The organism is Candidatus Proelusimicrobium volucris (assembly GCF_959605025.1).
GTDB classification, from domain to species: Bacteria; Elusimicrobiota; Elusimicrobia; order Elusimicrobiales; family Elusimicrobiaceae; genus Proelusimicrobium; species Proelusimicrobium volucris.
Genome location: NZ_CAUHCY010000003.1, coordinates 100,798 through 117,851, shown reverse-complemented (window position 1 = coordinate 117,851; position 17,054 = coordinate 100,798). Strand labels below are relative to the sequence as shown.

At 45.6% G+C, this 17,054-nt stretch carries 14 protein-coding genes and 1 tRNA gene; 5 read left to right on the top strand and 10 right to left on the bottom strand.

Annotated elements, in window-relative coordinates; translation table 11 throughout:
- Positions 1-17: 17 nt before the first annotated feature.
- Both rimO and hydE read right to left on the bottom strand, forming a co-directional pair.
- Complete coding sequence (gene rimO, locus ACQY3M_RS04005; RefSeq protein ID WP_428066185.1) at positions 18-1,307, bottom strand: 30S ribosomal protein S12 methylthiotransferase RimO; 1,290 nt, start codon at positions 1,305-1,307, stop codon at positions 18-20.
- Positions 1,304-2,335 carry a [FeFe] hydrogenase H-cluster radical SAM maturase HydE gene (gene hydE, locus ACQY3M_RS04000; protein ID WP_428066183.1) on the bottom strand — a complete coding sequence of 344 codons (1,032 nt, stop codon included), beginning with the start codon at positions 2,333-2,335 and terminating at the stop codon, positions 1,304-1,306. The genes rimO and hydE overlap by 4 nt, the downstream gene beginning before the upstream one ends.
- 176 nt (positions 2,336-2,511) lie before the next feature.
- On the opposite strand from hydE, the gene lon reads away from it, so the two are divergent.
- From lon to hydG, 3 genes are all read left to right on the top strand, one after another.
- On the top strand, positions 2,512-4,851 hold the full coding sequence (gene lon / locus ACQY3M_RS03995; RefSeq protein WP_428066181.1) for an endopeptidase La: 2,340 nt from the start codon (positions 2,512-2,514) through the stop codon (positions 4,849-4,851).
- 67 nt (positions 4,852-4,918) lie between these two features.
- Positions 4,919-5,380 (top strand): large conductance mechanosensitive channel protein MscL, encoded by a 462-nt coding sequence (gene mscL / locus ACQY3M_RS03990; protein ID WP_428066179.1) that lies wholly within the window; start codon positions 4,919-4,921, stop codon positions 5,378-5,380.
- A 106-nt stretch (positions 5,381-5,486) separates the two neighbouring features.
- Positions 5,487-6,854 (top strand): [FeFe] hydrogenase H-cluster radical SAM maturase HydG, encoded by a 1,368-nt coding sequence (hydG, locus tag ACQY3M_RS03985; RefSeq protein WP_428066178.1) that lies wholly within the window; start codon positions 5,487-5,489, stop codon positions 6,852-6,854.
- Positions 6,855-6,994: 140 nt separating this feature from the next.
- On the opposite strand, the gene ACQY3M_RS03980 is transcribed toward hydG, so the two are convergent.
- The 6 genes from ACQY3M_RS03980 to ACQY3M_RS03955 all read right to left on the bottom strand — a co-directional run bounded on the left by ACQY3M_RS03980 (position 6,995) and on the right by ACQY3M_RS03955 (position 13,516).
- Entirely contained in the window at positions 6,995-8,101 is a 1,107-nt protein-coding gene (locus ACQY3M_RS03980; protein ID WP_428066176.1) for a hypothetical protein, read from the bottom strand.
- Positions 8,102-8,447: 346 nt separating this feature from the next.
- Entirely contained in the window at positions 8,448-10,223 is a 1,776-nt protein-coding gene (gene aspS, locus ACQY3M_RS03975) for an aspartate--tRNA ligase (protein WP_428066174.1), read from the bottom strand.
- A gap of 12 nt (positions 10,224-10,235) precedes the next feature.
- Positions 10,236-11,465 (bottom strand): histidine--tRNA ligase, encoded by a 1,230-nt coding sequence (gene hisS / locus ACQY3M_RS03970; protein ID WP_428066173.1) that lies wholly within the window; start codon positions 11,463-11,465, stop codon positions 10,236-10,238.
- Positions 11,466-11,587: 122 nt separating this feature from the next.
- Positions 11,588-12,883 carry an asparagine--tRNA ligase gene (asnS, locus tag ACQY3M_RS03965; protein WP_428066172.1) on the bottom strand — a complete coding sequence of 432 codons (1,296 nt, stop codon included), beginning with the start codon at positions 12,881-12,883 and terminating at the stop codon, positions 11,588-11,590.
- 122 nt (positions 12,884-13,005) lie between these two features.
- Positions 13,006-13,081, bottom strand: a tRNA-Ala gene (locus ACQY3M_RS03960).
- Between the two features lie 105 nt (positions 13,082-13,186).
- A complete protein-coding gene (locus tag ACQY3M_RS03955; RefSeq protein WP_428066170.1) occupies positions 13,187-13,516 on the bottom strand; it encodes a DMT family protein in 330 nt (109 codons plus the stop codon).
- A 168-nt stretch (positions 13,517-13,684) separates the two neighbouring features.
- On the opposite strand from ACQY3M_RS03955, the gene ACQY3M_RS03950 reads away from it, so the two are divergent.
- Complete coding sequence (locus ACQY3M_RS03950; RefSeq protein ID WP_428066169.1) at positions 13,685-14,299, top strand: GNAT family N-acetyltransferase; 615 nt, start codon at positions 13,685-13,687, stop codon at positions 14,297-14,299.
- 108 nt (positions 14,300-14,407) lie between these two features.
- A complete protein-coding gene (gene msrB, locus ACQY3M_RS03945; RefSeq protein ID WP_428066168.1) occupies positions 14,408-15,502 on the top strand; it encodes a peptide-methionine (R)-S-oxide reductase MsrB in 1,095 nt (364 codons plus the stop codon).
- 49 nt (positions 15,503-15,551) lie between these two features.
- Here the strand turns inward: msrB and ACQY3M_RS03940 are convergent, their stop codons facing one another.
- Both ACQY3M_RS03940 and ACQY3M_RS03935 read right to left on the bottom strand, forming a co-directional pair.
- A complete protein-coding gene (locus ACQY3M_RS03940) occupies positions 15,552-16,487 on the bottom strand; it encodes a M48 family metallopeptidase (protein ID WP_428066167.1) in 936 nt (311 codons plus the stop codon).
- Positions 16,484-17,053 (bottom strand): LemA family protein, encoded by a 570-nt coding sequence (locus ACQY3M_RS03935; protein WP_428066166.1) that lies wholly within the window; start codon positions 17,051-17,053, stop codon positions 16,484-16,486. The genes ACQY3M_RS03940 and ACQY3M_RS03935 overlap by 4 nt, the downstream gene beginning before the upstream one ends.
- Position 17,054: the final 1 nt, after the last annotated feature.

The following is a 17,054-nucleotide window of genomic DNA, read 5'->3' as shown; positions in this document are numbered from 1 at the left end:
CATACCAATTTTAAAGTTTATTTTATAATCGGCTCTACGACGCGTTTGTATCCCTCGGCCGAAATTACCTTAGCCTTAAATATTTTCCCCGCCTCCACGGGTGCGGTAAATTCCGCCCTACCGTCTATATCGGGTGCGTCTTTATAGGTGCGGCCGAAAGTCGCCGAGTCGCTTATCACCTCTATTTCCACACCGACGAGTTTCTTGTTTATCTCGTCAACAACTCTGCTTTGAACGCTCTCCAAAGCGGCGGCGCGCTCTTTTTTGACGCGGGCCGGGATTTGGCCTTTCATCTCGTAAGCGGGTGTACCTGGCTCCCTAAAAAACTCAAAAACGCCCACATTGTCAAATTTGAAGTCCGAAACGAAATCTTTAAGTTCTTCAAAATCCTTTTCAGTTTCGCCGGGGAAACCGACTATAAAATTAGTCCTTATCGCTATATCGGGTACCGTTTCCCTGAGCATAGCAAGAACCTCTTTGGTTTTGGACGCGCCGCAATGGCGCCGCATGGCTTTAAGCATATTATCGGAAATGTGCTGGAGCGGTATATCTATATAAGGATAGATTTTGTCTTCCCCTGCCATAATCTCCGCCAGCTCCTTAGTTACCCTATGCGGGTAAGCATACATTATTCTTATGCGTTCAAGATTTTTTATCTTAACCATTTTTTTAAGCAGTTTCTCAAGCTGAGGCTTGCCGTACAAATCCTGCCCGTAAGAGGTGGTATCCTGCGCTATTACGGAAAATTCCTTTACCCCCGCGCGCGCCATAATCCGCGCTTCCGCTATAATATCCTCCACAGTTTTGGAGCGGTATTTCCCCCTTATATAAGGTATCGCGCAATAGGCGCAGCGGTTATTGCAGCCGTCGGCTATCTTTAAATAAGCGCTGTGCGGGGCGGTAAGCGTCATTTTGTAAGGCGAGGGTACCATCTTATCTTGAATGGGTTTTATGTACTCACCTTTTCTATTGATAAGTTTATCTATTTTGGGTTGCTCGGATATGGATAAAACCAAGTCGATGTCGGGGAACTCCGTTTTGACTTCGCCCTTAAGCCTATCAACCATACAGCCGGTAACTATCAGTTTTTTTATTTGGCCTTTCTTTTTAAGTTTTAAAGCCGCTTTGATATTGTCTTTAGCTTCTTTTACCGAAGAAGCCAAAAAGCCGCAGGTATTTATGATTATCCCCTCAGCCTCTTGCAAATCAAACACGAGTTTATGACCATGCGCCATAAGATTGGCGCAGAAGTCCTCGCTGTCTGTAAGATTTTTGGGGCAGCCCAAACTGATTAAAAAAAAGTTCATTTTTTATCCTCCGCTATATAGGCCTTGCTTATGCCGGGCCCTTCGTCTATGAAGCGGCCGATGGCTTTAAGTTTCTTTTCCAATTCCGCCCTATATTCTTTTACTTCGCCCGCCCTAGCTTTGCCGGGGTATAGACGATAATACTCGCTCATATCGCCGCCGACGTTCGGCATTATTACATTAGCGCCGCTCTTTAACGCCGTAAAACGGCCGTCGGGCCTTAAAGTTTCCATAGCGGTAGTGGCGGGTATGTTGATATTAGGCATCAAAAGCCTTATTACGGCCATCGCCTTTAAAGACAAATCGAAATTATCTTTGCCGCAGTTTGCCAGCGGAGTATCGGGATTGGCGATAAAAGGCCCTATGCCAGCCATATGTACGGGCAGGGCTTTTAAAAACAAAATATCATCGGCAATGCTATCAACGCTTTGGTCAGGAAGCCCGACCATAAAACCCGAGCCGACCTCATAACCTAACCGCCCCAAATCCTTAAGACAGCGAAGGCGGTTTTCAAAACTCATGCCCGGGTCCAGTTTTTCGTATAGGGTTTTGTCGGTAGTTTCTATTCTTAACAAATATCTGTCGGCACCCGCTTGGCGGTAGAGGGAATATTCCTCAAAACTCTTTTCGCCCAAACTTAAGGTAACGGCCAAGCCCAAGCGCTTTATTTCTTTTATGACGCCCGCCATATTATCCGCGCCGAAGCCGTCTTCCTCCCCCCCTTGCAAGACCAGCGTCGTATATCCCGCCTTGGCGGCGGCTTGCGCGTGGGTTATTATTTCCTTTGGTGTCATACGGCTGCGAAATATCTTTTTATTATCGCGCCGAAGCCCGCAATAAAGACAGTTTCGTTTACAGACGGTGGAAATCTCTATAAGCCCCCTTAAATGCACGCCGTCGCCGACGCTTTCACGTCGAACGCGGTCGGCCGCTTCATATAATAAAGAAGCGTCTTGTATGTTTAAAAGGGTTATTATCTCACCCTTTGTCAAAGCGTGCGTTTTTATGGCCTTTTCAATTGTTTCCATTTTATATATTTTACCATTTATCCCCATTATCCCGCCGAGAAGTATTGCGCGAGGCGGCCTCATAATTAGCAACCTCTTGTTTTATTTGCTAAAATTGGATATAATAATATTGCGGCTTTAGACAGAATTAAGCCCGCATATACAGATTTGAAAGTTTTACGGGGTAAAACCGAAATATGAACATAATAGACGACATAAAAAACGAAACATCTTCCTATCCGGCTAATTTGCCCGCGATAGCGATAAGAGACGTGGTAATGTTTCCCGGAATGTCGCTGCCGATATCGGTGGACAGACAAAAATCCGTAATGGCCATAGAATTGGCCTTGGGTACCAGCGGGAAATATATCATAGCCGTATCACAAAAAGCGGCAGAAATAGACGAGCCGACCGCCGACGATATTTACAAATTCGGCGTATTGGCGGAGATTACGCAATCGCTTAAAATGCCCGACGGCAGCATGAAAGTGTTTCTGCAAGGCATAGCGCGCGCAAAAATTAACGACTTGCAGTTTAATCCCGTCGCAAAATGCTGGTACGCCAATGTAGAGTATCCCGTCGACAACACCCAGCCCGACGCCGAGCTTAAAGCCCTTATGCGCCAAACGCTCGACCAATTTGAAGAATACGCAATGGTTACAAGACGCATCGCAATTGAGGGCGTATCCTTTTTAAGACAAATTGAGGAACCCTCTAAATTGGCCGATACCATCGCCTCCAACATTATAGTCAAAACTCAGGACAGGCAAGACATCTTGGAAACCGTCGCCGTAAAGCCCAGATTGGAAAAACTTTTGAAACTGCTCGCCAGCGAGGTGGAAATCATCACTTTGGAAGAGAAAATACATTCCAAAGTAAGAAGCCAAATAGAAAAATCGCAAAAGGAATATTATCTTAACGAGCAGATGAAAGCCATTCAAAAGGAATTGCGCCAGAAAGACGACTTCCAAAAGGATATTGATGACCTTAAAGCCAAAATAAAGAAGAATAATCTGCCCAAATACGCGGCAGATGTGGCGGAAAAAGAAATTGAGCGCCTTTCCAAAATGGCGCCGTTCTCGCCTGAATCGACCGTATCGAGAACTTTTTTGGACTGGCTGGTAAATATGCCCTGGGCTATATCGACCGAGGATATTTTAGACATAAACAAGGCCAAAGAACTTTTGGATAAAGACCATTACGGGCTTGAGAAAGTAAAAGAGAGAATTTTGGAATATTTGGCCGTAAGACAGCTTACCAAAAGCCTTAAAGGCCCCGTTCTCTGCTTTGTAGGGCCTCCGGGAACGGGCAAGACTTCTATCGCCAAATCCATAGCGCAGGCGATAGGGCGCAAATTCGTAAGAATGTCCTTGGGCGGAGTGCGCGACGAAAGCGAAATCCGCGGACACAGACGCACCTATATCGGCTCCATGCCGGGCAGAATAATACAGGGCATAAGCAAAGTAAAAAGCAATAACCCCGTATTTTTGCTCGACGAAATAGACAAAATGGGTTCCGATTGGCGCGGCGATCCCGCGGCGGCTTTGCTGGAGCTTTTAGACCCGGAACAAAACAAAGACTTTGTGGACCATTACCTTGACGTCCCGTTCGACGTATCCAAAGTAATGTTCATAACGACGGCAAATTCCTTAAGTTCCATACCGGTAACCTTAAGAGACCGCTTGGAAATTATAGAATTCTCCGGATATACCCACTACGAAAAACGGGAAATAGCGCAAAGGTATCTCCTGCCCAGGCAGATGAAAGAACACGGCCTGCCGGAAGGGAGCCTCAAAGTAGAAGTGCCCGCACTGGACCTTATTATGAGGGAATATGTCCGCGAAGGCGGCGTACGCAATTTTGAGCGTGAAATCGGCACGATATGCCGCAAAGCCGCAAAGCAATATCTGGAAAATAAAAAGCCGATAAAAGTTACCCCAAAGAATTTGCATAAGTTTTTGGGCATACCCAGATACGCCAATACCTTCGCGGAGGAAAACGGCGTCGGCATAGCCACGGGCTTGGCTTGGACTTCCGTCGGGGGCGAAACTTTGGCCATAGAGGCCACTTCCTTTCACGGCAAAGGCCAGCTGATACTTACGGGCAAACTCGGCGACGTGATGAAAGAAAGCGTCCGCGCGGCTTTAAGCTTCATAAGAAGCAAAGGCTACGGCAAGAAGTTCAACTTCGACAAGACGGACTTTCACCTGCACTTCCCCGAAGGCGCCGTACCCAAGGACGGCCCCTCGGCCGGCACCGCGATATGTACGGCCCTGCTAAGCGTTATCACCAATAAACCCGTAAAGAAAGGCGTAGCGATGACGGGCGAAATCACGATAACGGGGCGCGTACTGCCAGTAGGCGGAATAAAGGAAAAATTCCTCGCCGCTTACAGGGAGAACATAAAAACCATTCTCTATCCCAAGGAAAACGAGAAAGACGTTTCCGAAATACCGGAACAGATAAGAAAAGAACTTAAACTTATCCCCGTTACCAGAATGGAAGAAGTGATAAAAGTGGTATTCGGCAAGTTATAATTGCTAAAATATACTCAACAAAAAACACCCCTTTTCAAAGGGGTGTTTTGATTAAAGGAGAATAAATATGACGGCTTATATAAAAGGTCTTTTTAAGGATTTTAAAAACTTCGCCGTAAAAGGCAATATGGTAGATATGGCGGTAGGTATTATTTTGGGCGCCGCGTTTAACGGGGTAATAAACTCTTTGGTTAAAGATTTGATAATGCCCCCGATAAATATACTTTCTTCAAAGATAAATTTCAGCGGATTGTTTTTTACGCTTAAAAACGGCGCCGAAGCAACAGGGCCGTACCCCTCGGCCGAAGCGGCCCAGAGTGCGGGCGCCGTAATTTTGAATTTGGGATCATTTCTTAATACAGCAGTCAGCTTTCTTATAACGGCATGGGCCGTTTTTATGATGGTAAAAGTAATAAGTAAAATCAGGAGAGAACAGCCCGCCGCCGCTACAAAAGAATGTCCATTCTGCAAATCGGCCATAAACATAAAAGCCGTAAGATGCCCAAACTGTACTTCCCAACTGCAGTAAGTTTTTGAATAAAGCGGATAAAACGGATTTAGATAACTCAAAAGGCGACAAAAAATCGCAAAAGAGCGTTTTATCCGCTTCGCTTTTAAAGTTGTACAATATAAGTATGATAAACGAGAACGAAATTTTTGACAATCTATCTAAAACCCAAAAAGCTGACAAGCAACAGATTTTAGACATTCTTACACAGGCGCGCGAGCTTAAAGGCATTTCCTTCGAGCAAACCGCCGCCCTGCTTAACCTTACCGACAAAGATTTGCTGGAAGAATTATACAAAACCGCAAAATACATAAAGACGGAAATATACGGAAATCGTTTGGTTCTTTTCGCGCCTTTATATATTTCAAACGTATGTTTTAACGAATGCCTCTACTGCGCGTTTAGAGCATCAAACAAAGACTTGCACAGAAAAGCTTTAAACCAAGACGAGGTTAAAAACGAAACTTCAGCCCTTCTTAAACAAGGCCATAAAAGAATACTTATGGTAGCCGGCGAATCTTATACCGGCGCGGGCCTGAAATACGTCTTTGATTCAATAGATTCCATCTATTCCGTAAGAGAAGGCAAAAATAATATAAGACGCGTAAACGTCAATATCGCGCCTTTAACCTTGGAAGAATTTAAAGAACTTAAAAAACACAATATCGGCACCTTCCAACTGTTCCAGGAAACCTACCATAAAGACACCTATCACAAAATGCACGTGGCAGGGAAAAAAGCCGACTATGAGTTCCGCCTTATGGGCATGCACAGAGCTTTAGAGGCGGGCTTGAATGATGTTGGAATTGGCGCACTGCTTGGCCTTTACGACTATAAATTTGAGGTACTGGCAATGCTTCAGCACATCAAAGATTTGGAAGATAAGTTCGGCATTGGCCCGCACACCATTTCCGTGCCCAGAATAGAGCCCGCCTGCGGCTCTCCGTTAAGCGAGCACCCCCCCTACGCCGTAAACGACGAGGACTTTAAAAAGATTATAGCCGTCTTGAGAATCGCCGTTCCTTATACCGGCATAATACTAAGCACGCGGGAAAACGCTCAGATGCGCCGCGACGCCTTCGAACTAGGCATATCCCAAATATCTGGCGGCAGCAAAACCAATCCCGGCGGATACGAGGACGATAACGCCGATGAGCAATTTACCCGCGGCGACCATAGATCTTTGGAAGCCGTAATATCCGATATAGTAGACCACGGCTATATCCCCTCTTTCTGCACGGGCTGTTATAGACTGGGGCGCGTCGGCAAAGACTTTATGGACCTAGCCAAACCGGGTTTGATAAAGGCACATTGTCTGCCTAACGCTATGTTTACTTTTGCGGAATATCTCTATGATTTCGCCTCGCCGGAACTTAAAGCGAAAGGACTTGCTCTCATAGATAAAATGATGAAGGATCTTCCCCCTTCAAGAGCGGCCCAAACCAAAGCCAATCTTGAGAAAGTGGCCCAAGGCGAAAGAGATATCTACTTTTAAGCCGAAGGCATAGCAAACATAACCCCGCCGAATAAACGGCGGGTTTTTAACGTTTCAATATATTAATAAAAAAGGCCTCGGCGCAAAATGCCGAGGTCTTTTCCGTCATCAAATTATATATTTTATGCCGCGAAGTAAGGCTAAACTCCGCCGCATACTCTGTAATATACGGTTGCGTCGTCTTCTCCGTCTTGGCAAATGTAACCGCCCACGTTAACAGTGGCATTTCTACAAGCAGCGTAGGAGGAGCTGGTAATACTATAAGATTGCGCGCAAGCCAAAGAAGCCGTATAAGAAGCGGCATTGCCGTAAATCAAGCAGCCTCTCTTGGAAGGATTTTCCCTGCACCAGAATGTGGCTTCATAATCAGTGGAGAAAGAGCAATATTCCGCGGCTGTGTAATATCCGTTTAGCGTCATATTTTTAGGTCCGTCGTGCTGGCGGCAAACAAAACTAACGTTTGCGTCCGTGCACTTTGTACTGCCGCTATAACAATACTGGCTTAAACTTTTCCCCATACCGCAATTAAACCTTGTGGGTATTTGGGAATATACGGCCTCCCTTAATTTTACGCACGGCCTGTCGGAGGCGCCGCAGGCAGAAGTTTGTATGCAGCCCTGTCTTCGGGAACTGCCGCAAGTATCTATCATATCCGTAGTAGCCATAATCCACGGGCCAAACTCACATTCGGGCAAATCTGGCGCTTTTTCGCAACCGGTATCGCCGCTGCCGCTGCATGTCAAATAGTATTTACATTCTTCGCTTCCTTTAAGGCGCAAGGCTTTCCAAGAAGGTACGCTGTCCCCGCAATTAGGCAGGTCGGAAAGGCTCTTGCCGTCAAATATAGAAGAATAATTAACATTCGCGGTATCGGCCACATAGGCGTTCGTTATCACATTATCAAGATTTTCTAAGGAAGTATCAGGCCCCGTAATATACGCATCGCCGTAAATAGTACCGGTATCGACGTCACCCGATCTAATGCCGGAACCTACAAAAACTTGTGTACCGCTTGGTACATCCAACAAAACCGTACCTTCAAATGTCGGCGAGGTCGGCACCGCAAGTTTCCCCGCTATAACACTCTCCCCCTGATCTCGCCCGCTTATTATGGCATTATCGGTTACATTTAGTCTTTGATGGCTGCCGTAGGGCACCGGGTAAAATGTTACATATTTTACCATTCGCTGCGCGTTTAACGGTACAAAAAATAATACAAATAAAAACAATACGAGAAGTCTATACATAAAAATATTCGCTTTCCCTTTTACGAGTTATATTTTCCCCTATTATCTAATATAACAATAATTTATATTTTGAACAACACCGTTTTAAGATTTTACATCTGGGATTCTGATATTATAAATTATATCAATTAAAACACGTCTTACGAAATTACATCGACACCGAAAAAAGGCGGCATACATCCCTTAAACTTTTACAAAGGAAATTATGCCGCCAAGCTGCTTACCTAAAAAAGGAAGATTCTTGCAAATTGAGCCAAGGCCAAACCTCAAGAGAATTACGGACATTTCCTTTAAAGGGAAGATCTCTCGGCCTACGCCCAATTTTTACAGTATCGCTTTCGCAAATTTATTTATTCTCTTCCTCCATATGCGTTATCGCTATGCCAAGTTCGTCCAACTGCTTCTGGTCGACTATATTAGGCGATTCCGTAAGCGGGCAGGACGCCGCGGTCGTCTTGGGGAACGCTATAACTTCCTTAATGGAATCTTCCCCGCAGATTAAAGCCGTTAGCCTGTCAAAACCGAGCCCCATTCCGCCGTGCGGAGGAGTGCCGCGTTCCAAAGCGTTCAAAAGCATACCAAATCTTCTGGCCGCTTCCTCTTTGGAATGCTTCATCAAAGCCAAAATCTTCTCTTGAATGTCGCGCCTGTGGTTCCTTATAGAACCGGACGCCAATTCCATTCCGTTTAGCACCATATCAAACTGATAGGACCTTACTTTCAAAGGATCGCTGTCCAAAAGCGGTATATCTTCCGTCACGGGCGCGGTAAACGGATTATGCGCCGCGTCATAGCGGTCTTCTTCGGGAATATATTCCAACAGCGGGAAGTTCACCACCCATAAAGGCGCCCATTTTACTTTGGGTTTAAGTTCCAAAATCTTGATAAGCTCCTTCCTTAAAGCACCCATAAACAAAGCGCAGGTATCGGCTTTTGCGTCGCTGCCGATAAAGACCGTATCGCCTTGCTCGGGCTTAAAATGATCGGACAAAGCCTTAAGTTCTTCTTCTTTAAAGAATTTGGCCGAAGGCCCTTCAAATTTGCCGTCCTTAAATTTGAGCCATACAAGGCCTTTCCCGCCGTTCTTTTTGACCAATTCGGTAAGTTTGTCAATGACGCCGCGGCTGAGTTTATCCGCGCTCAAATCGGCTTTTAAAGCCCTTATCGCGCCGCCGTCTTTTATTACGGCTTCAAAAACTTTGAATGCGGTCGCTTTGAATATTTCAGTTATATCCGATATTTCCATATCAAAGCGCATATCGGGTTTATCGCTGCCAAAACGCAAAAGAGCCTCTTTGTAAGGCAGTCGGATAAACGGGGCTTTTATTTCCTCGCCGACCGCTTTAAACGCCGTTTGCATCATACCTTCCGCTATTTCAAAAATATCGTCAAGTTCCACGAAGGACATTTCTATATCCACTTGGGTGTGTTCGGGTTGTCTGTCTGCGCGCAGATCCTCGTCGCGGAACGCTCTGGCGAGCTGGAAGTATCTGTCTATGCCGCTGGCCATCAAAGTCTGCTTGAACATTTGCGGGCTTTGCGGCAAAGCGTAAAACTTGCCGTTATGAACCCTGGAAGGCACCAAATAATCGCGTGCGCCTTCTGGCGTGGAGCGAGTTAGGATTGGCGTTTCCACTTCCAAAAAGCCGTGCTCGTCAAAATAACGCCTTATTACCTGCGCCAAGCGGTGGCGTGTTGTCAAATTGCGCACCATTCTGGCGTTCCTCAAATCCAAGTAGCGGTATTTAAGGCGAATGTCTTCCGATATATTCTTGTCGGTATCGATATCAAAAGGCAAAGGCACGCAGGTGTTTAAAGTTTCTATTTTATCTACTATTATCTCTACTTCGCCGGTGGTAATATTTTTGTTTACGTAGCCCTCTTTGCGCCGCGCTACCACGCCCTGCGCGCGGACGACGTATTCGTTCCTTAAAGAAGAAGCTTCTTCAAAAGCCTCTTTGTTCTCGGGCCCTACCACCAACTGTACAAAACCCGTCCTGTCCCTTAAATCTATAAACAAAACGCCGCCGTGGTTGCGGTAGCCGTGCACCCAGCCGCAGAGCGTTTGCTTTGTCCCTTCAAGCGCGGCGGTTATCTCGCCGCAGTAATTTGTTCTTTTCATAATCCACCAAGTCTATTTTATGTTTTTAATCGCGGCGGCGAGCTCGCTTATCAAATATTCCTTCTGCTCGCCGCTTGTCAAATCCTTAAGTTCGGCCGTGCCGCGTTCCTTTTCCGTACCGCCGACTATCACCGCCAAGGAAGCTTTTGTCCTGTCGGCCTGCTTCATCTGGCCTTTGATATTCTTATCAAAAAGGCCGCCTTCCGTTATGATGCCCGCATCTCTCAAAGTCTGCATTATATTAAAAGCGTATTCGTTGCAGTCCTTTTCTAAACTGACTACATATACCTTCTTTTCCCCGTAATCGGGCAGAGCGCCCAAAGCCGCGCAAGTGCGTTCCGCGCCCATAGCCCAGCCTACCGCCGGTATATCCGCCCCGCCCATTGATTTTATAAGCGTGTCATACCTGCCGCCCGCCGCTATCGCGTTTTGGGAGCTTTCCCCCGCTTGAAATTCAAACACCGTTCTCGTGTAGTAATCCAAACCCCGCACAAGACAAGGATCTACTATGTAGTCTATCTTGCCGTCCAAAAGCTTCTTTACCTGAGAGAAATGTTCCTCACATTCCGGGCACAGAGCCATTTTAGGTGCGCTTTCCTTAAATTTGGGGCCGTCGATTTTGCAGTCCAATACTCTAAGGGGATTGCGTTCCAAACGGTCCTTGCACAAGTCGCAAAGATCGTCTTTTGAAGAGGATAAATATTCTATAAGAGCCTGACGGTATAAAGGACGGCACTTTTCGCAGCCTAAGGAATTTATCTTTACGCTGTAATGCTTTACGCCGAAGTCCTTCATAATATCTTTTAACAGCAATATTGCCTGAGCATCGGCCGCAGGGGCCGGATTGCCCAAAAATTCCGCGCCGATTTGCTCAAACTCGCGGTAACGCCCCGCCTGAGGACGCTCCGCCCTGAACATATTGCCTATATAAAAAAACTGCTGGACGGGCGAGCCCTGCGCGAAGTTATTCTCTATATACGCGCGCGCCACGCCGGGTGTTCCCTCCGGCCTAAGCGCCAAGAGGCGGTGCCCCGCGTCCTCAAAACTGTACATTTCCTTTTGAACTATGTCGGTAGTGGTACCCGTCGCTTTTACGAATAGCTCCTTCTGCTCTACGGTCGGTATGCGAAGTTCGCTGACGCCGTAAAGTTTAAATACCTTGCGCGCCGAAGCTTCCAGCGCGGTCAATGCGGCCGCTTCCGGGCCGAAAATATCTCTAAATCCTCTTACCAATTTTGCCATATATTATATTCTATCATTTTAAATTATAAATATTTATCGCTTGCGGGCCTATTCTTATCAAAGGCCTTGACGATAAAAAACCCGGCGCGAGGCCGGGTTCAAATTTGCGACTATAACCTTGATTACGGTTTAAGCCTGTCCATAAGCCTCGGGAACGGTATCGTTTCCCTAACGTGCGGAAGGCCGCATATCCACGCTACCGCCCTCTCTATGCCCATACCGAAGCCGCTATGCGGTACGCTGCCGTATTTGCGCAAATCAAGGTACCAGTCAAACGCGCTTTCGTCAAGGCCTTGTTCGTGTATGCGCTTGACCAATACGTCGTAATCTTCCTCCCTTTGGCTGCCGCCGATAATCTCGCCGTAGCCTTCTGGCCCGATTACGTCAACGGCAAGGGCGAGTTTTTCGTCCTTAGGGTCGCGCTTCATATAGAAAGCTTTTATCGCCGCGGGATAGCGGTGTATCATTACGGGCCTGTCGAAACTTTTGGATATTATAGTTTCCTCGTCGCCGCCGATATCGCCGCCCCATTGCGTCGGATTGCCGTTCTTGTTTAATATCTCTATCGCTTCGGTATAGGATATGCGCGGGAACGGCTTTTTGATATTCTCAAGTTTGCTGATGTCGCGGCCCAATACTTCAAGCTCGGCGCGGCAATTCTTTAAAACTTTCTCGACAATGTAGCAGATAAAATCTTCCGCCAAGTCCATATTGTCGTCCAAATCGTTAAAGGCGACTTCCGGCTCAACCATCCAAAATTCGGTAAGGTGGCGGCGCGTCTTGGATTTTTCCGCCCTGAATGTCGGCCCAAAGCAATATATTTTGCCCAAAGCCATAGCCGAAGCTTCGCCGTAAAGCTGCCCGCTTTGCGAAAGCAATGCCTTTTGGCCGAAGTAATCCGTTTCAAACAAAGTGCTGGTGCCCTCGCACGCCGCGGGCGTCAATATCGGGGAATCCACCAAAACAAACCCGTTGTTTTTGAAATATTCCCTTATCGAGAATATTATCTCGTCCCTAATTTTAAGTATCGCCACCTGCCTGCTGGACCTAAGCCATAAATGGCGGTTGTCCATCAAAAAGGCCGTGCCGTGCTCCTTGGGCGAAATCGGATAATCCTTTGCCATCTGCAGAACTTTTATATCTTTTACGCCAAGTTCAAAGCCCAAAGGCGAACGCTTATCCTCACGCACAGTGCCAGTAACCTCTATGGAAGATTCCTGCGTTATTTTATCGGCAAGTTCAAAAACCTCCGGCGTTACGTCGCCCTTGAAAACTACGCATTGGATTATCCCGCTGCCGTCCCTTAATTGCAAAAAATGTAATTTCCCGCTTGAACGCTTATTGTAGAGCCACCCCTTTAAAGTAATCTCTTGTCCTACGTGGCCGCCCACGTCCTTAACGCGAATTTTGTTTAACATAATGTTTACCTCTGTCAACCGCCTGTTTTTATATATTCTATCAAAATATCCTTTGGCGGGTTTGACTTATATCCTATATAACAAAAAAACCGATTAGCTGGTAACCGGTTTATCAAATCGTATGGTGGACGTGATGGGAGTCGAACCCACGACCTCCTCGTTGCGAACGAGGCGCTCTCCCAACTGAGCTACACGCCCTTGAACTTTTATTTATTATATCATTTTCGCAAAACTATTTAAAGAGTATTTGTACTTTGCCCGATTTTTTTTTGCGCTCTAAAAGTTTTATACCGTAAAATCGGGCTATTTCTTAAAAATCAGCATAGCCGCCATTATCAGCAGCAGGAACCCCGCATAATGGTTCCACCGTAAATTCTCCTTAAGATACACTATGCTGAACACCGCAAATACGGCTAGGGTTATTACCTCCTGCATTCCCTTTAGCTGAGCGGCGGAAAAAAATTCGTGCCCAATCCTGTTTGCCGGGACCTGAAAACAATACTCCACAAAAGCTATCAGCCAGCTTACCAATATTACCAGCCACAAGGCTTTGTCCTTAAAGCGAAGATGCCCGTACCACGCGAAAGTCATAAATATGTTCGATATCACAAGCAGTATTATAGGTTTATACATATATTATATTTTACCTCTTTTAAAAAATATTCGGCAATTTCGTTTACAAAAAGTTACCATAAAAAGGTTACTTTGTTTAAAAACTTTACATTAAATGATATAATTACATTAACCGCGGCAGCATAAAATAAATTTCGCAATCGTCAACTTAGTGAAAGGAGGTTTGAAATGTCGATAATTTTATCAAAGGCCGGCGCGGCCGAGTTTGACGTTATTTATGAAGATATGAAAAAGCAATTTCCTTATGTGGAAATAAAAGCAAAAAATACCTTCCTGGAAATAGCAAAAACTTCTTCTTACGACATATGGCTGGCGCAAAGCCATATTAAAGGCAAAACCAATGATATAGGATATATGCTTGTATGGCAGGATAAAGAAATGAACTTTATCTGGCTGGAATACATTGCCGTATCGCAAAAATATCACGGGAAAGGATACGGAAGCAAAATGTTAAAAGCGCTTAAGGCAAAATATCTTGGCGCAAGGGGTTGCTTTTTAGAAGTTGAAAAGACCTCCACCCTAAACAAAAACAGCGAAAGACGAATAAGATTCTATACGGAAAAAGGTGCTTATAAGTTGGATTTCCGTTACTACTTCCCGATGGCAACAAAAGATTTGGAGTTGGATTTGTACTTCTTGCCGTTCAAACGGGATATAAAACAAATTCCGAATGCCGACATCTTAAAATCAATAATAAATATCTATGCGGTTATACACCGGGATTTGCCTTCGGCCCTAAAGACTTTAAGCAAAATAAGGCCACTGAACTTTAACAGATATTGAAAGGCCCCCCGTTTTTAACGGGGGTTTTTTATATCCGCTTGCAAAATCCGCCAATAACCTTATAATAAAATCAGGGGTAAAACCCGCTTGTCTAAGCGGAGGTAAATTATGAAATATACTGCCGCGGCGGCTTTGGGGGCCTTGATTGCCGCCTTATTGATTTTTGGCTTCAAAATACACGATAGAAAAGAGAGTTCACGTTATATGCAGAAAAATGAAACAAAAATAAACAAAAATTTAAAAACAATATACCTTGCAGGCGGCTGTTTTTGGGGTATGCAAAAACTTATGGACAGCCTAAACGGTGTAGTCAACACGACGGTAGGATATGCAAACGGCAATAAAGACATTATCCCAGATTACAAATTGGTATGCGCCGGAAATACCGGTTATAAAGAAACGGTAAAAGTGGAGTATGATCCGCAGGTAATCTCCTTGGAAAATATATTAAAAGCCTACTTCTACGTTATAGACCCTTCCGTAGAGAATAAACAAGGCAACGACAGCGGCACCCAATATCAGACGGGCGTATTTTACACAGATGAAGCCGAGCTGCCCGCAATTAACGCCGCGGCGGACGAGGTTAAACTATCCCAGCCCGTTTTTAAAGTGCTGATAGAACCCCTTACCGTCTTTTACCCCGCGGAAGAATACCATCAAAAATACTTACAGAAAAACCCCGGCGGATACTGCCATATCTCCGGCGGAGAAATATCGATATGCGCCGCCAAATTCGGCGGCGACGGCAAAAGCGACGCACAATATTCAAAACCCTCGCAGGAACATCTTAAAAAGAAACTTACAAAACAACAATACGAGGTTACCCAAAACGCCGCTACGGAGCCGCCTTTCAAAAATGAATATTGGAATTTAGACAAAAAAGGAATTTACGTAGATATTGTTACGGGAGAACCTTTGTTTTCGTCGGAACAGAAATATAAAAGTTCTTCGGGCTGGCCCAGCTTCGGCGCGCCGATAAGCAACTCTTCTTTGGTATTTAAGGCTGATAACTCGCACGGTATGCAAAGAACAGAAGTGCGCAGCAAAGCGGGCGATTCCCATCTGGGCCACATATTCGAGGGAGATGCCTCCTCCCCCACGGGCACAAGATACTGCATAAACAGCGCCGCCTTGCGCTTTATACCCTATGAGGATTTGGAAAAAGAAGGTTACGGCGAACTGAAAAAAGAATTTAAAAATTAAGTTTATACCGTAATATTATCACCGTAAAAGCTAAATAACAAAACAGCATTTAGGCTTTAATGCCCCTAAGCACCTTTACGCGCTCCGCTATCGGAGGATGAGTGGAAAACAAACCCGCCAAAGACATCTCGGAAGATACGTCCGCCTTTTCTATGCATGAGGCCGACACCAAAGAATTGTTCTTTAGGCTTTCCACCACGCTGTTGCCGCTTATCTTCTCCAAGGCGCGGGCAAGCGCTTCGGGGTTTCTGGTAAGATACGCCGACGTCGCGTCCGCCTGGAACTCCCTGCGCCTTGAAAGCGCAAACATTATTACAGGCGCCAAAAAGCTGCCGTATATCAATAAAATTATACCGACGATATTTAAAACCAAGGCGCCCTGCCCGTTCTTGCCGCGCCCGCGCACCCTGATAAGAATTTGCCCCAAAAGCGTCAACACCCCTATACCCGTACTAACCAACATCATAAGGCGGATATCACGATTGATAATATGCCCCATTTCGTGCGCGATTACACCCTCAAGCTCGGGCCTGTCTAGTTTTTCTATTATCCCTATCGTCAAGGCTATCGCCGCGTGTTCGGGATCGCGACCAGTCGCAAAAGCGTTTAAAGCCTTAGTGTTCATTATAAACACCCTCGGTACCGGCAAGCCCGCCGTTGCCGCGACATTCTGCACAAGGCTGTAAATCTCAGGTGCGGATTCGCGGTTTATTTCCCTAGCGCCGGCTGCGCGCATCATCATATCGCCGCCGGTATAATAACTTATTACCATCCACAATATCGATAATACGCTTATTATGGGCAATATCATACCCGCCCAATAATGGACCTCAACATATAAAGGCCTGGGCGATTGCGGTGTATGGCCAAAAGACAAAACAAGCCATAAAGAAGCGTAAATCAAAGCGCCAAGAACAAGCGGGAACAATAGTATTATCAAAACGCTTTTTATTTTATTGGCTTTTATCTCTTCGTGGATATTCATTTAAAGTCTACCTCGGCAGGATTTTGCGCCGCGGCGGATTCTTCGTGCGGAAGCTCAAAAAAGCCTGCCTGCTTAAACTTGAAATACTTGGCTATAAAATTGCAGGGGAATTGCTCTATCCTAGTATTAAACGCCATTACATTGGTATTGTAAAAACGGCGGGAGGCTTTTATTCTGTCTTCTATATCGGTAAGTTCAAACTGCAGTTTTAAAAAATTCTCGCTGGCTTTCAAATCGGGATAATTTTCCGATACGGCTATAAGCGTTCTTAAAGATTTCGTCAAATTCTTCTCCGCGGAGGAATGTACCTCCGCCCCGCCTTTGGCTTCCATCGCCGCGCTGCGCGCTTTCATCACGTTCTCCAGAACCGAAGACTCATGCGAAGCGTACCCCTTTACCGTATGTACCAAATTGGGCACCAAATCATAACGCCTCTTTATCTGAGTTTCTACATCACTCCACGCCGCGTTTACCATATTTTTTGAATTTATCAGCATATTATAAGATACCGCTACGTAAACCGATATGATTATTATCGCTATGCCTAAAACCAATAAAATGCTCATA

Bases quoted from the DNA above. Each gene is read 5' to 3' on its own strand.
- rimO (WP_428066185.1), bottom strand. From the start codon at position 1,307: ATGAACTTTTTTTTAATCAGTTTGGGCTGCCCCAAAAATCTTACAGAC.
- hydE (WP_428066183.1), bottom strand. From the start codon at position 2,335: ATGGAAACAATTGAAAAGGCCATAAAAACGCACGCTTTGACAAAGGGT.
- lon (WP_428066181.1), top strand. From the start codon at position 2,512: ATGAACATAATAGACGACATAAAAAACGAAACATCTTCCTATCCGGCT.
- mscL (WP_428066179.1), top strand. From the start codon at position 4,919: ATGACGGCTTATATAAAAGGTCTTTTTAAGGATTTTAAAAACTTCGCC.
- hydG (WP_428066178.1), top strand. From the start codon at position 5,487: ATGATAAACGAGAACGAAATTTTTGACAATCTATCTAAAACCCAAAAA.
- ACQY3M_RS03980 (WP_428066176.1), bottom strand. From the start codon at position 8,101: ATGTATAGACTTCTCGTATTGTTTTTATTTGTATTATTTTTTGTACCG.
- aspS (WP_428066174.1), bottom strand. From the start codon at position 10,223: ATGAAAAGAACAAATTACTGCGGCGAGATAACCGCCGCGCTTGAAGGG.
- hisS (WP_428066173.1), bottom strand. From the start codon at position 11,465: ATGGCAAAATTGGTAAGAGGATTTAGAGATATTTTCGGCCCGGAAGCG.
- asnS (WP_428066172.1), bottom strand. From the start codon at position 12,883: ATGTTAAACAAAATTCGCGTTAAGGACGTGGGCGGCCACGTAGGACAA.
- ACQY3M_RS03955 (WP_428066170.1), bottom strand. From the start codon at position 13,516: ATGTATAAACCTATAATACTGCTTGTGATATCGAACATATTTATGACT.
- ACQY3M_RS03950 (WP_428066169.1), top strand. From the start codon at position 13,685: ATGTCGATAATTTTATCAAAGGCCGGCGCGGCCGAGTTTGACGTTATT.
- msrB (WP_428066168.1), top strand. From the start codon at position 14,408: ATGAAATATACTGCCGCGGCGGCTTTGGGGGCCTTGATTGCCGCCTTA.
- ACQY3M_RS03940 (WP_428066167.1), bottom strand. From the start codon at position 16,487: ATGAATATCCACGAAGAGATAAAAGCCAATAAAATAAAAAGCGTTTTG.
- ACQY3M_RS03935 (WP_428066166.1), bottom strand. From the start codon at position 17,053: ATGAGCATTTTATTGGTTTTAGGCATAGCGATAATAATCATATCGGTT.